Source organism: Kribbella swartbergensis (assembly GCF_054784135.1).
Genome location: NZ_BAAGPM010000014.1, coordinates 625,815 through 643,977, shown reverse-complemented (window position 1 = coordinate 643,977; position 18,163 = coordinate 625,815). Strand labels below are relative to the sequence as shown.

The window sequence follows — 18,163 nt, the reverse complement described above, 5'->3', positions numbered from 1 at the left end:
ATGGCCGCCGCGGTCACCAGTCCATGGCAGGCGCGGTCACCACTCCCTGGCCGGCGCGGTCACCACTCCGTGGCCAGGGCGGCGGTTGGGTCGGTGGTGGGTGGGGCAGCAGGGGTCCAGGTGCCGTTGATCAGGTGGTACGGGTGCCAGCGGCCCTGGTGGTCCAGGCGGAGTTGGACGTCCTCGCCCACGGTGATGCGATTGGCGGTGATGTCGATGGTGAGGTCTGCGGCAACGAGTTCGGTGCGGGCCCGGGCGAGCTCGGCGGCATCCGGCGTCCAGGTGTGTTCGAGCACGTCGAGTCCGGGCGCTCCGCCGTACCTCCAGGCCTGAATACCCAAGGCAAAATCGTCCCCGCCGCCGAGTGACGAGACGAGCTCCGGGAAGTCGGCGGCCAGACGTACGGCGTCCTGCCGCTCGTCGAGCGGCTGTGGCTCCGGCGTGCCGTGAAGCAGCGCGTTGAGCAGAGCCCGAGCCCGTCGCGACGCGTCCAGAACCAGCAGCGGGAGTGTCGCCGGCGCGAACCCTTGCGGCGGCTCGATCCCGCTCACCGCCAGCTCATCGAGCGTCACCTTGGCGGGCAGCTCCGGTACGTCGGGCAGCGTGCCGACGGGCTCGCTCGAGACATCCGCGACCGGCACCCCGGCCGGGGACTCCTCCGTCGGCTCGGATGCGCTCCGGCTCTGGAGCTGGTCGAGCAGCTCCTCCCGCGAACGCCCGCGCAGCAGCAGCAGAACGAACGGGTCGGAGTCGAGCAGCCAGGCGACCTGATAGCACAGACCGGCGGCGTGCTGACAGGGAAGCTCCCAGGCGTCGCAGGTACAGCTCGGATCGAGGTCGCCGATACCGGGGAGCAGCGGGACGCCCGCGTCGGCCGCGGCCTCGACGAGATCGTGCGGCATGTCGCCGTCGAGCAGCGCGGCGATGTGGCCGGCCCGCGCCGCGACCTGGTCGAGGAAGCGACGCCACTCGTCCTCGCTCAACTGGTCGACCCGGACGACGGCTTCGTAGGTGTCCTCGGGGGAGTAGACCGACGCCGCGATCCGCCCCGGGCTGATCGTGATCGTGCCGACCTGCCCGGAGTTCGCGTACCGCCGGCCTCTCCGCAGCTGGTCGTTGTCCAGCGAGGTGTCCTCCAGCGCCTGCACCCAGGCGCGGCCCCACCACGACCGCCCGCGCGTGCTGCGCCGCTGAGCCTCGAACGCGGGGAATCCCCGTGCTTCGGTCATCGCAGCCCACCTCGCAGCTCGACCAGGTCGGCCAGTTCGGCGTCGGACAACTCGGTGAGGGCCGCTTCGCCGCCGGCCAGAACGGCGTCGGCGAGCTCACGCTTGCTGTTCAGCATCGCGGCGATCCGGTCCTCGATGGTGCCCTCGGCAATCAGCCGGTGGACCTGGACCGGCCGGGTCTGGCCGATCCGGTACGCGCGGTCGGTCGCCTGGTCCTCGACCGCCGGATTCCACCATCGGTCGTAGTGCACGACGTGGTCGGCCCGGGTCAGGTTGAGCCCGGTCCCGGCCGCCTTCAACGAGAGCAGGAACACCGGTACGTCGCCGGCCTGGAACCGCTCGACCAGCTCCTCACGCTTCCGCACCGGCGTCCCGCCGTGCAGCAGTTGCGAGCCGATGCCGCGTTCGGTCAGGTGACGCTCGAGCAGACGCGCCATCTCGACGTACTGCGTGAACACGAGAACCGCGCCGTCCTCCGAGACGATCGTGGCCAGCAGTTCGTCGAGCAGTTCGAGCTTGCCGGAGCGTCCCGCCAGCCGAGCGTTCTGGCCTTCCTTGAGGTACTGCGCCGGGTGGTTGCAGATCTGCTTGAGGCCGGTCAGCAGCTTGACGATCAGCCCGCGGCGGGCCATCCGGTCGCTCGCCTTCACCTCGGCCATCAACTCACGGACCGTCGCCTCGTAGAGGGCGGCCTGTTCGCGGGTGAGCGAGACCGGCTGATCCGTCTCCGTCTTCGGCGGAAGCTCCGGCGCGATGCCCGGGTCCGACTTGCGCCGCCGCAGCAGGAACGGCCTGACCAGCTTCGCCAATCGCTCCGCGACCTCTTCGTCCTTGTCGGCCTCGATCGGGGTCGCCCACTGGTTGCGGAACGTCCCGAGCCGGCCGAGCAAGCCCGGCGTCGTCCAGTCCAGGATCGCCCACAGCTCGGAGAGGTTGTTCTCCACCGGCGTACCGGTCAACGCGACGCGCGCCTTCGACGGCACGGTCCGCAACGCCCTCGCCGTACCGGACGACGGGTTCTTCACATGCTGGGCCTCGTCCGCGACGACCAGCGCCCACCGATGACCGGCCAGCCGTACGGCGTCGCGCCGCAACGTGCCGTACGTCGTCAGGACGAAACCGTCATCGGCGCCGTCGAGTGACCGGGCCGAGCCGTGGAAGCGCCGTACCGGCGTACCTGGCGCGAAGCGCTGCACCTCCCGCTCCCAGTTGCCGAGCAGCGACGCGGGACAGACGACAAGGGTCGGGCCGGCGGTGTCGGCGGAGGTCTGGCGATGGAGGTGGAGCGAGATGAGGGTGATCGTCTTACCGAGACCCATGTCGTCGGCCAGGCATCCGCCGAGGCCGAGCGAGGTCATCCGGGCCAGCCAGCGGAGACCACGCAGCTGGTAGTCACGGAGGGTCGCCTGGAGGCCGGCCGGTGCCTCGATCGGCTCGTCGGCGCGGTCCGGGTCGGCGATCCTGGTCCGGAGGTCCTCGAGCCAGGGCGTCGGCTTCACCGCGACCTGGCGGCCGTCGACCTCGGTGGTGCCGGTGAGCGCGGCGCCGAGGGCGTCGATCGCGGTCACCGGTTTGAGGATCCGATCGCGCGCCTTCCGGGCGAGCTCCGGGTCGATCAGCATCCACTGGTCGCGCAGCCGGACCACCGGGCGGTTCGCTTCGGCCAGCTGGTCCAGCTCGTCCTCGGTCAGCGGGTCGTTGCCCAGCGCAACTTGCCAGCGGAACTCGAGGGTCGCGTCCCCGCCGAAGAAGCTGGGCAGATCACTCGGCGGCCCGTCGGACGAGGTGATCGCCGCCCGGGCCGTGAGCGCCCGACCGAGACTGCGCGGCCAATGCAGATCGACCCCGGCTGCCGTCAGCCGTTGCGCGCCACCCGCGAGCAGCTCGGCGACCTCTTCGTCGGACAGCTCGATCCGATCCGGTACGGCGGAGTCGAGCAGGCGGCCCAACGGCGCCCACACCCGCCCGGCCCGCCGGATCGCCAAGGTCGCGTCGATCCGTGCGCGCGGCCCGAAGCCGGGGATGTCCTCGGCCCACACGTCACCCGCGTCCCGGACCAGCGTCGGATCCTGCAGGCTGTGCAGTTGAACGACTGCCCGGAAGGCCATCGACTCGGGCAACTCGATCCGCAACGAGATCCGCACCCCGCTGTCGAGCCCCACCGACACCTCGTCGGCCCACGATCGCAACCGTTCCGCCGGCTGAGGCCGGGCACTGGTGAAGAGGTCGGTCCGGTGAGCTTTCGCCGCCGCGGGCGACCGCGGCATGCCGTCCGCGACGGCGTCGAGGAAACTTCGCAGCAGATCTTCGGCGACCGGCAGCCGTACTTCGGCCTGCCCGGGCAGCGGAAGGGCGCGGGCGGTCGGCGGCATCGCCTCGGCGAGCGCGAGCAGGCGGCTGACATCCGCGGCGTCCAGAGGTCCTACCCGCCAGGCGTCGTGGCCGTCGGGGGAGACGCCGGGCAGGAGCTTGCCTCGGGCCACCAACTGGAGGGCGGCCAGCGACGCGGCGCCCCAGAAGGCGGCCGACGAATGCGCCCCAGGCGTCTGGCGGGCGCGACCCAGCAGCGGGACCGCCTCGCCGACCGGAAGCTCGATCGCGCGGACGGTGATCGGCTCGGAATCGACGACCAGGTCGAGCTGCGACTGTTCACCGACGCCGAGCGGTAGTTCACCGCCGTCCGGATCCCAGAAGCACGCCCGTCCTTCTCTTGGCGGATCAGCCGGCCTGAAGACCACCGCACATCCAGCCAGCTCCTGCTGCCCCGCACCCGCCAACCCCATGCCCTCCTAGCTCGTCACCATGCCGATCACCGCAGCGCGCACCCGTCAGACCGCGACCACCTCCGCGTCGGCGGCGCCGGTGCCCGGCTGGTCGAACTGGGTCCGGTACAGCTCCTCGTAGCGGCCACCCGCTGCGAGCAACTCCGTGTGCGTGCCGCGCTCGACTATCTGTCCGTCCTCGATCACGAGAATCTGGTCGGCCGCCCGGATGGAAGACAGCCGGTGCGCGATGACGACCGCTGTCCGTCCTTCCAGCGCTTCGGTCAGCGCCGCCTGGACCGCGGCCTCGTTCGTGGAGTCCAGCGCGGCGGTCGCCTCGTCGAGGATCACCACCCGCGGCTGCGCCAACAGCAACCGGGCGATCGTCAGCCGCTGCCGCTCACCGCCGGACAATCGGTACCCGCGCTCGCCGACGACCGTGTCGAGCTGGTCGGGCAACGACCTGATCAACTCAGCGAGCCGCGCTCGTGACAGCGCGTCCCACAACTCGTCCTCGGTCGCCTCCGGTCGCGCCAGCAGCAGGTTCTCCCGGATGCTGTCGTGGAACAGGTGGCCGTCCTGGGTGACCATCCCGAGGGTGTCCCGCAACGACTCCGCGGTCACGTCCCGTACGTCGACACCGGCCAGCTTCACCGACCCCGAATCGACGTCGTACAGCCGGGGAATGAGCTGAGCGATCGTCGACTTGCCGGCCCCGGACGAGCCGACCAGTGCGACCATCTGTCCCGACTCGGCGCGGAACGACACGTCGTGCAGGACCTCGACGCCACCGCGGGTGTCGAGTTTCGCGACCTCCTCCAGCGACGCCAGCGAGACCTTGTCGGCTGACGGGTAGGCGAAGTGCACGTGCGAGAACTCGACCGACACCGGCCCGGGCGGAACGACCCCGGCGTCCGACTTGTCCTTGATCAACGGCTCGAGATCGAGCACCTCGAAGACCCGCTCGAAGCTGACCAACGCCGTCATCACCTCGAGTCGCGCACTCGCCAGCGCGGTCAGCGGCGAGTACAGCCGGGTCAGCAGCAGGGCCATCGCGACGACGGCACCCGCGTCGAGCTGGTCGCGCAGCGCGTAGAACCCGCCCAGCCCGTAGACCACGGCCAGGGCCAGCGCGGACACCAGCGTCAGCGAGGTGACGAACACCCACTGCACCATCGCCGTCTTCACCCCGATGTCGCGCACCCGGCGCGCCCGGATCGCGAACTCCAGCGACTCCCGCGTCGGCCGCCCGAACAGCTTCACCAGCGTCGCGCCCGGGGCCGAGAACCGCTCGGTCATCTGCGTGCTCATCGTCGCGTTGTAGTTCGCCGCCTCCCGCTCCAGCGAGGCCAGCCGGTTGCCGATCCGGCGCGCCGGGATGACGAAGATCGGCAGGATCACCAACGCGAGCAGCGTGATCTGCCACGACACCCGCAGCATCACCACGAGCGTGAGCACCAGCATCACCAGGTTGCTGACCACGCCGGAGAGCGTGTCGCTGAAGGCTCGCTGGGCACCGATCACGTCGTTGTTGAGCCGCGACACCAGGGCGCCCGTCCGGGTCCGGGTGAAGAACGCGATCGGCATCCGCTGGATGTGGTCGAACACCGCGGTACGCAGGTCGAGGATCAGCCCCTCACCGATCCGCGCCGACAGCCACCGCGTGAGCAGACCGATCCCGGCCTCGGCGACCGCGATGACGGCGATCAGCAGGGCGAGCTGAAAGACGACCCGGAACGGCTTCCCGCCGACAATCGCGTCCACCACCTGCCCGGCCAGCACCGGTGTGGCCACCGCGAGGACCGCGGCACCCACGCTGAGCACCAGGAACAGGCTCAGCGCGCGCCGATGCGGGCGCGCGAACGACAGGATGCGTTTCAGTGTGGCCCGCGAGAACGGGCGCTGCTCGTCCTGGCGGTGCATGGCGTGGTACATCGACGTCCATGCGGTCATTTCCATACTCACGGCGAGACTCCGGCGGCTCGGTTGTTCAGGAGGAGCCGATGATCCCGCAGACCACCGACAGTTTCCGACCGTAGAACCTCAACCATCCTTGAGGTCAACAAGCATCCTTTATTGGGTACGCTGTACGAAGTAGCCGGACGAGTGTAGCCACTCGGGAAGAATTGCGCACATGAATCAGGAGTACAGCGGCAGCGGCGACCCGGCGAAGAGTCTCGAGCTGCTCTGGCGCAGGCGACCGCAGCCGACCCGCGGCCCGAAGCCGGCACTCACCGTCGAGGGGATCGTCGAGGTGGCGCTGCGGATCGCCGACGCCGAGGGGATCGGCGGGATGTCCATGCGCCGGGTCGCCGAGGAGCTCGGCGTCGGCGCGATGACGCTGTACCGCTACTTCCCTGGCAAGGGCGAGCTCCTCGACGTCATGCTCGACACCGTGTACGGCGAGTTGCCGCGCCGCGAGGTGGACGGGGACTGGCGGGCGAAGCTCGACGAGGTCGCCCGGGAGAATCGCGGGTTGTACCTGCGGCACCCCTGGATGCTGCAGATCGCCGTCAGCCGGCCGCCGCTCGGCCCGAACGTGATGGCCAAGTACGAGTACGAGTTGTCCGCGGTCGAGGGGATCGGCCTGACCGACATCGAGATGGACGCGACGGTCGCCCTGATCAACGGTTACGTGCACGGCGCCGTCCGGACCGCGGTGGAGGCGCGGCAGGTGATCCAGCGGTCGGGGATGACCGACAAGGAATGGTGGCTGGCGCACGTTCCACACCTGGACAAGATCGGTGACGCCCAGAAGTTCCCACTCGCGTCGCGGGTCGGGAGCGCGGTGGGGAATGAGTTCGACGCCCCGTACGACGCCGAGCACGCGTTCGAATACGGTCTGGCGAGGCTTCTGGACGGCGTATCCGCGCTGGTGGCGAAGCGGTCCGGCCCGGAAGGGTGAATCCGGTTGTGAGTGAGTACTCACTCAGTTAGCCTCGACGCGTGACACCACGAGCGACACCACTGCCTCCCGACGAGCGACGCGCCGCCATCGTCAAAGCGGCCCTGCCGTTGCTGGAGGAGTTCGGCGCCGAGGTGAGCACCAAGCAGATCGCGGAGGCGGCCGGGATCGCCGAGGGCACCATCTTCCGTGCCTTCGGCAGCAAGGACGCGCTGATCGACGCTGTGATGGCAACCGCCTTCGACAACACCCACCTGATCACGGCGCTGGAACAGATCGACCGTTCGCTGCCGCTGGAGGAGCGGATGGTTGCCGCGGTCGAGGTCGGCCAGGCCCGGCTGCGCAGCGTCTTCAAGCTCATGTTCGCGCTGGGGCTGCGCCGGCCGCCCGACCTCAAGTCCATGCCGATGGACGAGGCCCGGCGCAAGCGCCAGTCCGACCTGGCCAACGCGGCGTTCGCCGACCTGATCCGGCCGGACGCCGACAAACTGCGCTTCCCGCCCGAAGAGGTGGTCCGCCGGATCGGGCTGATCACCTTCTCCGCCACCCACCCAATGATTTCGGGCGGCGTCGTGCTGTCCGCCGAGGAGATCGTCGACTTCGCGCTCGACGGTCTCCGGCGGCGGGACGACCGGCGACCGGCCGCCCGGGAGATCGCCGAGTTCGCTCTCGACGGTCCCCGCAACCACGACTCTGGGGATGACTGATGCTTCTTCGCATCTTGCGTACGCACTTACGCCCGTACGCGGGAAACCTGTCCCTGGTGGTCGTCCTGCAGTTGATCGGGACGATCGCCTCCCTCTACCTGCCCAGCCTGAACGCCGACATCATCGACAACGGCGTGGCCAAGGGCGACACCGGCTACATCATGGAGACCGGCGGCTGGATGCTCGGCGTCAGCCTGGTCCAGATCATCTGCACGGTGCTGGCCGTGTACTTCGGTGCCAAGACCGCCGCCCTGCTCGGCCGGGACGTGCGCGCCGCCGTCTTCCACCGGGTCGGGGAGTTCTCCGCCCGTGAGGTGAATCAGTTCGGCGCGCCGACGCTGATCTCGCGCAGCACCAACGACGTCACCCAGATCCAGATGCTGGTCGTCACCACCTGCACGATGCTGGTGGCCGCGCCGATCACCATGGTCGGCGGCGTGGTGATGGCGATCCGTGAGGACGTCGGCCTGTCCTGGCTGGTGGCCGTCGCGGTCCCGTTGCTGGCGGCATCGATCGGTCTGATCGCCAGCCGGATGGTTCCGCAGTTCCGCAAGATGCAGGTCAACATCGACGGGGTGAACCGGGTCCTGCGCGAGCAGATCACCGGCATCCGGGTGGTCCGGGCGTTCGTCCGCGAACCGCACGAGGTGGACCGCTTCCGGGCCGCGAACGCCGACCTGACCGACACCGCGATCCGGGCCGGCCGGCTGATGGCGCTGGTGTTCCCGGTGGTGATGCTGATCCTGAACCTGTCCAGCATCGCGGTGCTGTGGTTCGGCGCCTCCCGGGTCGAGAACGGGTCGATGGAGGTCGGCGCGCTCACCGCGTTCCTCAGCTACCTGATCCAGATCCTGTTCTCGGTGATGATGGCGACGTTCGTGATGATCATGGTGCCGCGCGCCTCGGTGTGCGCGGACCGGATCGCCGAGGTGCTCGACACCGAGTCCTCGGTCCGGCCGCCGGTCACCCCGATCCGCACCTTCACCGGCCGCGGTGAGCTGGTCCTCGAGAACGCCTCGTTCCAGTACCCCGGCGCCGCCGAGCCGGTCCTGCGCGACATCAGTTTCGCCGCCGCACCGGGGCAGACGACCGCGATCATCGGCAGCACCGGTGCCGGCAAGACGACTCTGCTGTCGCTGGTGCCGCGGCTGGTCGACGCCACCGCCGGCCGGGTGCTGGTGGACGGAATCGACGTCCGGGAGATCGAGCCGGAGGCGCTGTGGGAGCGCATCGGCCTGGTGCCCCAACGCCCGTACCTGTTCTCCGGGACGGTCGCCAGCAACCTGCGTTACGGCAACCCGCAAGCCACCGATGAGGAGCTTTGGGCCGCCCTGGAGATTGCCCAGGGCAAGGACTTCGTCGAGGCCATGCCGGAGGGGCTGAACGCACCGATCGCGCAGGGCGGCACGAACGTGTCCGGTGGTCAGCGACAGCGGCTCGCGATCGCCCGGGCACTGGTCCGCAAACCCGAGATCTACCTGTTCGACGACTCGTTCTCCGCACTCGACCTGGCCACCGACGCCCGGCTGCGGGCGGCGCTGCGACCGGTGACGGCGGACGCGTGTGTGGTGATCGTCGCCCAGCGCGTGTCCACGATCATCGACGCCGACCAGATCCTGGTCCTCGAGGACGGCGCGATCGTCGGCAAGGGCACCCATGACGAGTTGCTCGAGAGCTGCCCGACGTACGTCGAGATCGTCGAGTCCCAGCGTTCCGCGGAGGAGGCAGCATGACCGAGGAGCAGAAGTCAGCGCCTGCCTCGCCGAACGGACAGGCTCCGGCTGAAGGCGGTGCCCCGGCGACCGTGAAGGCGACCGAGCGGCCGACGACCGGCCGCGCGTTCGGGCCGCCCGGCGGGATTCCGGGGGACAAGTCGATGAACTTCGTCCCGTCCGCGAAACGGCTGCTCCGGCGGCTGCGCCCGCACCGGATTCAGCTGTTCGGCGTCATCCTGCTCGCGGTCGGCAGCGTCACGCTGTCGGTGCTGGGCCCGAAGATCCTCGGCAAGGCGACCGACATCATCTTCGCCGGCGCGATCGGCAAGCGGCTGCCGAGCGGTGTCAGCAAGGAGCAGGTGATCGAGCAGACCCGGGCCGCCGGCAACGACCGCCTCGCCGACCTGCTCCGAGGCATCGACCTGATCCCGGGCGTCGGCATCGACTTCGATGCCTTGCGCAACGTCCTGCTGCTGGTGCTGGGCCTGTACGTCGGCGCGTTCCTGCTTTCCTGGCTGCAGGGGTACATCCTGAACGGCGTCGTCCAGCAGACGGTCTTCGACCTGCGTTCGGAGGTGGAGGACAAGCTCAACCGGCTTCCGCTGAGCTACTTCGACGGCGCGCCGCGCGGCGAGCTGCTGAGCCGGGTGACCAACGACATCGACAACATCTCGACCAGCCTGCAGCAGACGCTGAGCCAGCTGCTCACCTCGCTGCTGACGGTGATCGGCGTGGTCACGATGATGTTCGTGGTCTCGCCGCTGCTGGCCCTGATCGCCCTCGTCACCATCCCGATCTCGATGGTGGTGACGGCCGCGATCGCGAAACGCTCGCAGGCCCGGTTCGTCGCGCAGTGGCGGCACACCGGTGCGCTGAACGGCCAGATCGAGGAGGCGTTCACCGGACACGAGCTGGTGAAGGTCTTCGGCCGGCAGAAGGAGATCGAGGCGAACTTCGCGCAGAAGAACGAGGAGCTGTACCAGGCCGCGTTCGGGGCGCAGTTCATCTCCGGCCTGATCATGCCGCTGATGATGTTCATCGGGAACGTCAACTACGTGGTGATCGCGGTGGTCGGCGGTCTGCGGGTCGCCTCCGGGACGATGTCGCTCGGCGACGTGCAGGCGTTCATCCAGTACTCCCGCCAGTTCACCCAGCCGCTCACCCAGGTGGCGTCGATGGCGAACCTGCTGCAGTCCGGGGTCGCCTCGGCCGAGCGGGTGTTCGAGGTGCTGGACGCCGAGGAGCAGGTGCCGGACGCGGCGGTACCGGCGAAGGTGACCGAGTCCCGCGGCCGGGTCGAGTTCGAGCACGTGTCGTTCTCGTACCACCCGGACAAGCCGCTGATCACCGACCTGAGCCTGGTCGCCGAGCCCGGCCAGACGGTCGCGATCGTCGGGCCGACCGGGGCCGGCAAGACCACGCTGGTGAACCTGATCATGCGGTTCTACGAGCTGAACAGCGGCCGGATCACCCTCGACGGCGTCGACATCACCAAACTGACCCGGCACGACCTGCGGTCGCGGATCGGCATGGTGCTGCAGGACACCTGGCTGTTCGGCGGCACGATCCGGGACAACATCCTGTACGGCAACCTGAACGCGACCGAGGAGGACATGCTCGCCGCGGCCAAGGCGACGTACGTCGACCGGTTCGTGCACAGCCTGCCGGACGGGTACGACACGGTGATCGACGAGGAGGGAAGCAACGTCAGCGCCGGTGAGAAGCAGCTGCTCACCATCGCCCGCGCGTTCCTGGCCGATCCGCAGCTGCTGATCCTGGACGAGGCCACCAGCTCGGTCGACACCCGGACCGAGGTCCTGGTGCAGCGGGCGATGGCTGCCCTCCGCTCGGACCGCACCAGCTTCGTCATCGCGCACCGCCTGTCCACGATCCGCGACGCGGACCTGATCCTGGTGATGGAGAACGGCGCCATCGTCGAGCAGGGCAACCACCAGCAACTGCTCACCGCCAACGGCGCCTACGCCCGCCTCTACAACGCCCAATTCACCGGAGCAGCCATCGACATCGACGACCAACCCACCCTGCCCACCCCCGCCGCCGCCACACCGCGCTGACCCGGAAGGGGACGCCACCCCAGCGTCCCCTTCCACCATGCCTGCGAGACGTCAGAATGCTTTTCAGCTCAGGCGCGGACAAGTGGAGGTGGCATGGGCAGCCGGGACGAAGGAGATCCGACGGCGGACTGGTTGGCGCTCACTGGGTTGAGCGAGTTTGCTGACGAGTTCGCGGACCTGTCGGACTCCCTGACGTCGGGCGGGCCGCCGCCGGAGGTCGGGCCGCCGGTGAGCGTGCGGGCGCCGATGATCATCGACACGGATGCCGGTGGGGATCCGGATGACGCGGTGGCGCTGGTGGTGGCGGCCCGGAGGGTGCCGGAGTTGGCGCTGGTCGTGACCAGTGACGAGTACGGCGGGGAGCGGGCGCGGTTCGTGCGGCATCTGCTGGACGTGGCGGGGCGGCCGGACGTGAAGGTCGTGACCGGATCGGATCTCGGGAACAGCCGGCTGTATGTCGTGGACGGGTTGTTTCCGGATGACGTGCCGAAGCAGCAGGGCGATCTGGTCGAGGCGGTGGCGGACGTCTGTGCGTCGACCGCCGGGCCGGTGCGGTGGGTGGGGATGGGGCCGCTGTCGAATCTGGCGAGGTTGCAGGACGAGCGCCCCGAGCTCGTCGCGAAGCTGCTGGTGACGCAGATGGGTGGCGCGATCAACTACCGGAATCCGTCGCAGGCCGAGCACAACTTCCGGATGGATCCGGACGCCGTGATCCGGTTGCTGCCGGCGCTCGAACTCTGGGGTCCGACGTTCGTGGTGTCCGACGTGACGTTCAACCCCGCGATCGAGATCACCGCCGACTCACCGATCTACCGGAGGTGGGCCGAGCCCGGCGCACCGCCGTGGGCGCCGATCCTCAAGCAGCACTGCGATCGGTGGATGGAGCGGTATCCCGGCACGATGCAGCACGACGGGCTCACCCTGGCCGCCGCAATGCTGTGGCCCGGGATCCGCTTCTCCAGGGAACGCGTCGCCCTGGACCACCTCGGCCGGATGACCCTCGCCGAGGACGGCACCGAGATCAGCATGTCGGTCAGCGTGGACTACGCCGCCTTCATGTCCTGGCTCGATGCCACCCTCAGCTGAGAGCATCCGCGCCCCGTTCTCAGTCCTTCGGGACGACCAAGTGCGGTCGCAGGGCCAGTAGGAGGCCCAGAGTGGCGTAGCCGATGAGCAGGTGGGTGCCGCCGACCCAGCGGGAGGCCTGGTCGCCGAAGACGATCATCGCCGGGAGCGTCACCATCACCCAGCTCTCCGCGACCAGCGGCCACCAGCGCAGCACGCCGCGCCAGCGACCGGCGAACGCGAGCTTCACCGCGATCACCATCATCCCGAGCATCGACAGCGGCCAGCAGATGTCCATCGGTATCAACCACGCCGCGTCCTGGTGCGCGGACGGCAGTACGCCGTGCAACAGCGACCAGGCACTCGCGATGGCGAGGATGACTGCCTCCACCTTCACCAGTGCGACGGATCCCCGGCTGAGCCCGGTCGCCCGGGTCTTGAACTGGATCGCCAGCAGGCAGAACAGGCCGAGCTGGAAGGCGAATCCGGTCAGGTTGCCGATCCGCTCGGGCACCCCTTCGTTCACCGTGCCGAACATGAAGATGCTCGCCGCCCAGGCCAGCGTCCCGGCGGTCAGTCCGAGGCCGAGCCGCCGGATCGTGCGCTCTGGCGGCCCACCGCGGACCTGAAGCGTCGGTGCGACGTCGGTGCGGGCTCTGGCAGGTGTTGTCGTCATTGCGGTTCCTCCCCCTGAGGTGCTTCTCATGGCCACCGAGTCTTCGCCGCCGGCCGACCTGCGAGACAGGGTCCGCGGTCCTTCGAGGTGTCCCGTCGTACGACGGGACAAATGACCCGCGACGGCGGGACACACTCTGGGTGACAATGCATCAGTGGGGGAGGACACCAGGAGGGGACGGGGGCCGGCTGTACTCGGGGCAGCCGCGCTCCTGCTGGTCGTCGCCACCGTGGTCCTCGACATCAGGAACGGTGGCGGCGCCCCGGCAGCGGCCGAGCTGGACGAGGGCTGGTCTGCCGGCGTGTCCGGGCTTGCGCAGGTCGTGCCGGGGCTGCTGCTTCTGCATCGCCTCCCGCGTCATCCGATCGCCTGGATCCTGACCGGCTCCGGCGTGCTGTGGATCGTCGACGGGTTCGCTTCGAGCTGGGCGACGTACGCGGTCTACACGTCGCCGGGGCTGCCGGGCGCGTCGGCGGCGTACTGGTTCTACTCCCGCTTCGGCGCGTTCCTGTTGCTCGGGTTGCCGCTGCTCATCCTGCTGTTCCCGGACGGCAAGCTCGCCACTGCCAGGCTCTGGCGCCGGCTGTCGATCGCCAGCCTGGCGCTGACCGTTCTGCTGCCGCTCCTGCTGATCGTTGCGCCGATGGACGTCATGCAGCGCTACCACAACGCGGCGCTCCCGCCGGAGATCACGCGGCTCTCGCTGGACCCGTTCAGCATCGGCCTTCCGTACGACGTGTGGGAACCGTTGCTCCGCGTTGCGTACACGGCCGTCCTGGTCAGTCTCGTCGTACCGTTCGCCGTCACGGTGCACCGTTACCGAGCGGCGACGCGGGAACGGCGGGCGCAGATCCGCTGGCTGATGTGGGCCGCGCTGGTGGACATGGTCGTGCTGATCGTCCCGTTCGAGAACCCACCGGCCGTGCCGGTCGTCCTGTTCGGCCTCGCCATCGCGCTCACCTCGGCGGCGATCGTCGTCGCGGTCACCAAGCACCGCCTGTACGACGTCGATCGGTTGCTCTCGGCCACCTTCCTGTACGGCGTTCTCGCGGTGCTCGTGGTCGGTGTCGACCTGGCCGTGTTCGCTATCGCCGGTGGCGTCATCGGCGAACGTGACGCGGCACTGGTCGCCATCGCGGTCGTCGCGGTCGTCTACGCGCCGCTGCGGAGCCGGCTGTGGCGCTGGGTGCGCCGGCTCGTCCGCGGCTCCCGCGACGATCCGTACGCCACCATGTCCACGCTCGCCGAGCGACTCGAGTCGGCGGCCGATCCCGACGAGCAACTCCGCGCGGTCGCCCGCACGCTGGCCGAGGCGTTCCGGCTGCCGTACGTGCGGGTGGAGATCGAGCGGTCCAGCGGTCGGCTGGCGATCGTCGAGCACGGCCGGGAGTCCGGTCCCACCCACGCACTCCCTGTGGGTTATCGCGGGGAGTCGGTCGGCCGGCTGGTGTTCTGCCCTGGCGACGGTACGGCGCTGTCGGAGCGGGACCAGCGACTGCTGGGTGACCTGGTGAGGCAGGCAGCCGCGGCGGCCCGGGCGAGCGAGTTGAGCACGGAGTTGCAGCAGGGCCGGAGTCGACTGGTCGCCGCCCGCGAAGAGGAGCGACGCCGGATCCGGCGAGATCTCCACGACAGCCTGGGCCCCAGTCTCGGCGCGGTCGCGCTGCGGATCGAGACCGCCCGGAATCTCGCCAGGTCCGCGCCGGCGGAGGCGGACCGGATGCTCGAACAGGCGACGACCGAGGTGGCTGCGGTGCTGGCTGAGGTCCGCAGGCTGGTTCACGACCTACGGCCGCCGGCGCTCGACGAACTCGGGCTGGTACGGGCGATCGAGCAGCAGGCGGAGCGTTTCCGGCTCGCTGGACTGGCGGTGTCAGTCGACGCGGACGCGCTGGGCCCGTTGCCGGCCGGCGTCGAGGTGGCGGCGTACCGGATCGCCTCCGAGGCGCTCACGAACGTCGCCCGGCACGCCGAGGCCCGCCGGTGTGACATCAGCCTGCGGGTCGACGGGAAGACACTGGAGTTGTCGGTGAGCGACGACGGGATCGGGATCGGCGAGGAGGTGACGGCGGGCGTGGGCATGCTGTCGGTGCGGGAGCGCGCCGCCGAGCTGGGCGGCGTCTGCAGCGTTACCTGCCCGGCGAGCGGGGGCACCGTCGTCCACGTGACGTTGCCGCTGGACGCCGTACCGGAGGTCGTTCATGGCTGAGCCGGTGCGGGTGCTGCTGGCCGACGACCATCCCGTCTACCGCGACGGCCTGGCCGCGCTGCTCGGCTCGCTGGACGGCGTCGAGGTCGTCGGTACGGCGGCCGACGGGGTGGAGGCGGTGGACGGCGCGCGCGAGTTGCAGCCGGATGTCGTCGTGATGGACGTGCAGATGCCGCGGCTGGACGGGATCGAGGCGACCCGTGCGATCACCGGGGAGAGCCCGCACATCGGGGTTGTCGTGCTCACGATGGCCGAGGAGGACCAGACGCTGTTCGCCGCGATGCGCGCCGGGGCCCGCGGCTACCTGCTGAAGGGCGCGAACCAGGCCGAGATCGTCCGGGCGATCACCGCGGTCGCCGAGGGCGAGGCGATCTTCGGCCCGGCGATCGCCCGCCGGGTCGCCGAGTTCTTCTCCGGCGCTCCGGTGGCCGAACCCGGCAGCCCGTTCCCGCAGCTCACCGCGCGGGAGAACGAGATCCTCGCCCTCGTCGCCGCCGGCCGCCCCAACGCCCAGATCGCCGCCGAGCTCTACCTGTCGCCGAAGACCGTCCGCAACAACGTCTCGAACATCTTCGCCAAACTCCACGTCGCCGACCGCGCCGAAGCCATCATCCGGGCCCGCAACGCCGGTCTCGGCCGGTAGGTGTCAGCCCGCCTGCTCGCGGGTGAGGCGGCGTACGGCGAGTTCGGCGAGGAGGGCCGCGGCGTCGGGGAGGATGGAGTCGTCGAAGGTGGCCAAGGGGGAGTGGTTGTCGGCGGCGGCGTCCGGATCCGGGGAGGCGCAGGCGCTGATGTTGAGGTAGACGCCGGGGACCTCGTTGAGGACGTAGGACATGTCCTCGGCACCACACCTCGGGTTCGGGCGTTCGCGGAAGCGATCTGGGCCGAAGAGGTCGACGATGGTCTGCCGGGCGAACAGGTACTCCTCCGCGTTGTTGACCGTGACCGGGTAGCCGAGGTGGTAGTTCACCTCGACGGTCAGCCCGTGCGCGGCGGCCATCGACTCGACCAGCCGCGTCGCCGCCTGCTGCACCTTGGTGCGGGTCTCCTCGGAGAACGTCCGTACGGTCGCGTCGAAGTGCACGTCGTCCGGGATGATGTTCTCCTTCGTCCCGCCGGCGATCCGCCCGACGGTGAGGACAACCGGGTCGAATACGTCGAACTGCCGGGTGATCATCGTCTGCAGCGCGGTCACCATCTCACAGGCCACCGGGATCGGGTCCTTGCCGCGGTACGGAGTCGCCCCGTGCGTACCTTCGCCCACGACGCGCACCCGCAACTGGTCCGCCGCGGCCATGAACGGGCCGGGCCTGCTGCTCCACATCCCCAACGGCTGGCCGGCGGACCCGACGTGCAGGCCGTACGCCGCCTCGGCCCGGCGACCGGCGGCGTCGAGCACGCCCTCCCGGATCATGATCGGCGCGCCGCCACTGGTCTCCTCGCCGGGCTGGAACATGAACACCACGTCACCGGCCAGCTCGGCCCGCATCGCCGACAGGATCTTCGCCGCACCGACAAGTCCGGCGACGTGCAGATCGTGGCCGCAGGCATGCATCATCCCCGGATGCTGGGAGACGTACGGGACGTCGACCCGCTCGGTGACCGGGAGAGCATCCATGTCTCCGCGCAGCAGCACGACCGGGCCGGGTCCGCGTCCGCCCCGCAGTACCGCGGTCACCGAGGACAGCTCCTTGCCGAGGGTGATCTCCAGCGGCAAACCCTCCAGGGCGCCGAGAACCAGCTGCTGTGTCTTCGGAAGGGCGAGGTCGTACTCGGGGACCTGGTGGAGGGCGCGGCGCAGGGCGACGATCTCGTCCCGGAACCCCTCGGCCAGCTCGACGGTCCGGCTCATGCCTTCGGGCCCAGGTTCAGCGCGGCCATCACGCGCTGGGCGCTGCCGCCAAGCTCGAGGAGCTCGACCAGGTCGAGCCAGCGCTCGGGGTCCTTCACCTCGCGCGGGATGGTCGCGTCGAACTGACCGACCGGGGCGTCCTTGGCCACCGCGACCACCTTCGGGGCCACGTCGAGATAGTCGCTCGCGTCCAGGATCTTGCGCTTCACCGCCGGGGACATCGGCGAGCTCGGGTCGGCCGCCGCCTTCCGGATACCGTCCAGGTCGCCGTACGCCGCGACGAGCGAAGCGGCCGTCTTCTCGCCGACGCCCTTCACGCCCGGCAGGCCGTCGGAGGCGTCACCGCGCAGGGTGGCGAAATCGGCGTACCGGTTGGCGGGGATCTCGTACTTCGCGAGCAGCGCCTTCTCGTCGTACACGTCGGCCCGGCCGACGCCGCGGGCGGCGGTGTAGACGACGCGGATGCCGCGGCTGTCGTCGATCAGCTGGAACAGGTCACGGTCACCGGTGACCACGTCCACCGGCATCGTCGCCCGGTACGCCAGGGTGCCGATCACGTCGTCCGCCTCGTGGTCCGGCGCGCCGACGACCGCGATGCCGAGGGCCTCCAGGCAGGCGCGGATATACGGCACCTGGACCTCCAGCCGGTCCGGCACGTCCTCGACCTGCTCACCCTTCGGGGTGACGAACTCGACCCGCTGCGCCTTGTACGACGGGATCAGCGCGACCCGCCAGGACGGCCGCCAGTTGTCGTCCCAGCAGGCGACCAGATGGGTCGGCCGGTGGTTCTCGGCCAGCCGGGCGATGAAGTCGAGCAGGCCGCGGATCGCGTTGGTCGGCGTACCGTCGGCGGCCTTCATCGTGTCCGGCACGCCGAAGAACGCGCGGAAGTACAGCGACGCGGTATCGAGCAGCATCAGCCGCTGCGCAGTCTCACCCATGGGGTGATGCTTTCATGCCGGGCGGTC

13 protein-coding genes are annotated in these 18,163 nt (G+C 69.7%); 7 read left to right on the top strand and 6 right to left on the bottom strand.

What is annotated here, in order from left to right; translation table 11 throughout:
* Window positions 1-59 precede the first annotated feature (59 nt).
* The 3 genes from ACYVOK_RS10030 to ACYVOK_RS10020 are packed head-to-tail and all read right to left on the bottom strand — an operon-like array spanning window position 60 to window position 5,944.
* Window positions 60-1,229 (bottom strand): SWIM zinc finger family protein, encoded by a 1,170-nt coding sequence (locus ACYVOK_RS10030; RefSeq protein WP_460662017.1) that lies wholly within the window; start codon window positions 1,227-1,229, stop codon window positions 60-62.
* Entirely contained in the window at window positions 1,226-4,012 is a 2,787-nt protein-coding gene (locus ACYVOK_RS10025) for a DEAD/DEAH box helicase (RefSeq protein WP_460662016.1), read from the bottom strand. Before ACYVOK_RS10025 ends, ACYVOK_RS10030 begins: the two co-directional genes overlap by 4 nt.
* Window positions 4,013-4,057: 45 nt before the next feature.
* A complete protein-coding gene (locus ACYVOK_RS10020) occupies window positions 4,058-5,944 on the bottom strand; it encodes an ABC transporter ATP-binding protein (protein WP_460662015.1) in 1,887 nt (628 codons plus the stop codon).
* 181 nt (window positions 5,945-6,125) lie between these two features.
* Between ACYVOK_RS10020 and ACYVOK_RS10015 the strand changes: the two genes are divergently transcribed.
* The 5 genes from ACYVOK_RS10015 to ACYVOK_RS09995 all read left to right on the top strand — a co-directional run bounded on the left by ACYVOK_RS10015 (window position 6,126) and on the right by ACYVOK_RS09995 (window position 12,479).
* Entirely contained in the window at window positions 6,126-6,896 is a 771-nt protein-coding gene (locus tag ACYVOK_RS10015) for a TetR/AcrR family transcriptional regulator (RefSeq protein WP_460662014.1), read from the top strand.
* A 41-nt stretch (window positions 6,897-6,937) separates the two neighbouring features.
* Complete coding sequence (locus ACYVOK_RS10010) at window positions 6,938-7,603, top strand: TetR/AcrR family transcriptional regulator (RefSeq protein WP_460662013.1); 666 nt, start codon at window positions 6,938-6,940, stop codon at window positions 7,601-7,603.
* Window positions 7,603-9,336 carry an ABC transporter ATP-binding protein gene (locus tag ACYVOK_RS10005; RefSeq protein ID WP_460662012.1) on the top strand — a complete coding sequence of 578 codons (1,734 nt, stop codon included), beginning with the start codon at window positions 7,603-7,605 and terminating at the stop codon, window positions 9,334-9,336. The genes ACYVOK_RS10010 and ACYVOK_RS10005 overlap by 1 nt, the downstream gene beginning before the upstream one ends.
* A complete protein-coding gene (locus ACYVOK_RS10000; RefSeq protein WP_460662011.1) occupies window positions 9,333-11,393 on the top strand; it encodes an ABC transporter ATP-binding protein in 2,061 nt (686 codons plus the stop codon). Before ACYVOK_RS10005 ends, ACYVOK_RS10000 begins: the two co-directional genes overlap by 4 nt.
* Window positions 11,394-11,486: 93 nt before the next feature.
* The gene (locus ACYVOK_RS09995; RefSeq protein ID WP_460662010.1) at window positions 11,487-12,479 is read left to right on the top strand and encodes a nucleoside hydrolase; all 993 of its coding nucleotides are present in this window, start codon (window positions 11,487-11,489) and stop codon (window positions 12,477-12,479) included.
* A 19-nt stretch (window positions 12,480-12,498) separates the two neighbouring features.
* Here ACYVOK_RS09995 and ACYVOK_RS09990 read toward each other — a convergent pair whose 3' ends face one another.
* On the bottom strand, window positions 12,499-13,134 hold the full coding sequence (locus ACYVOK_RS09990) for a hypothetical protein (protein ID WP_460662009.1): 636 nt from the start codon (window positions 13,132-13,134) through the stop codon (window positions 12,499-12,501).
* A 154-nt stretch (window positions 13,135-13,288) separates the two neighbouring features.
* Between ACYVOK_RS09990 and ACYVOK_RS09985 the strand changes: the two genes are divergently transcribed.
* The gene (locus tag ACYVOK_RS09985) at window positions 13,289-15,343 is read left to right on the top strand and encodes a sensor histidine kinase (RefSeq protein ID WP_460662008.1); all 2,055 of its coding nucleotides are present in this window, start codon (window positions 13,289-13,291) and stop codon (window positions 15,341-15,343) included.
* Complete coding sequence (locus ACYVOK_RS09980) at window positions 15,336-15,986, top strand: response regulator transcription factor (protein ID WP_460662007.1); 651 nt, start codon at window positions 15,336-15,338, stop codon at window positions 15,984-15,986. The genes ACYVOK_RS09985 and ACYVOK_RS09980 overlap by 8 nt, the downstream gene beginning before the upstream one ends.
* Window positions 15,987-15,989: 3 nt before the next feature.
* On the opposite strand, the gene ACYVOK_RS09975 is transcribed toward ACYVOK_RS09980, so the two are convergent.
* Both ACYVOK_RS09975 and ACYVOK_RS09970 read right to left on the bottom strand, forming a co-directional pair.
* Window positions 15,990-17,195, bottom strand: a complete 1,206-nt coding sequence (locus tag ACYVOK_RS09975; protein WP_460662006.1) for a M20 metallopeptidase family protein — start codon at window positions 17,193-17,195, stop codon at window positions 15,990-15,992.
* Complete coding sequence (locus ACYVOK_RS09970; protein WP_460662189.1) at window positions 17,192-18,112, bottom strand: 5'-3' exonuclease; 921 nt, start codon at window positions 18,110-18,112, stop codon at window positions 17,192-17,194. Before ACYVOK_RS09970 ends, ACYVOK_RS09975 begins: the two co-directional genes overlap by 4 nt.
* Window positions 18,113-18,163 lie beyond the last annotated feature (51 nt).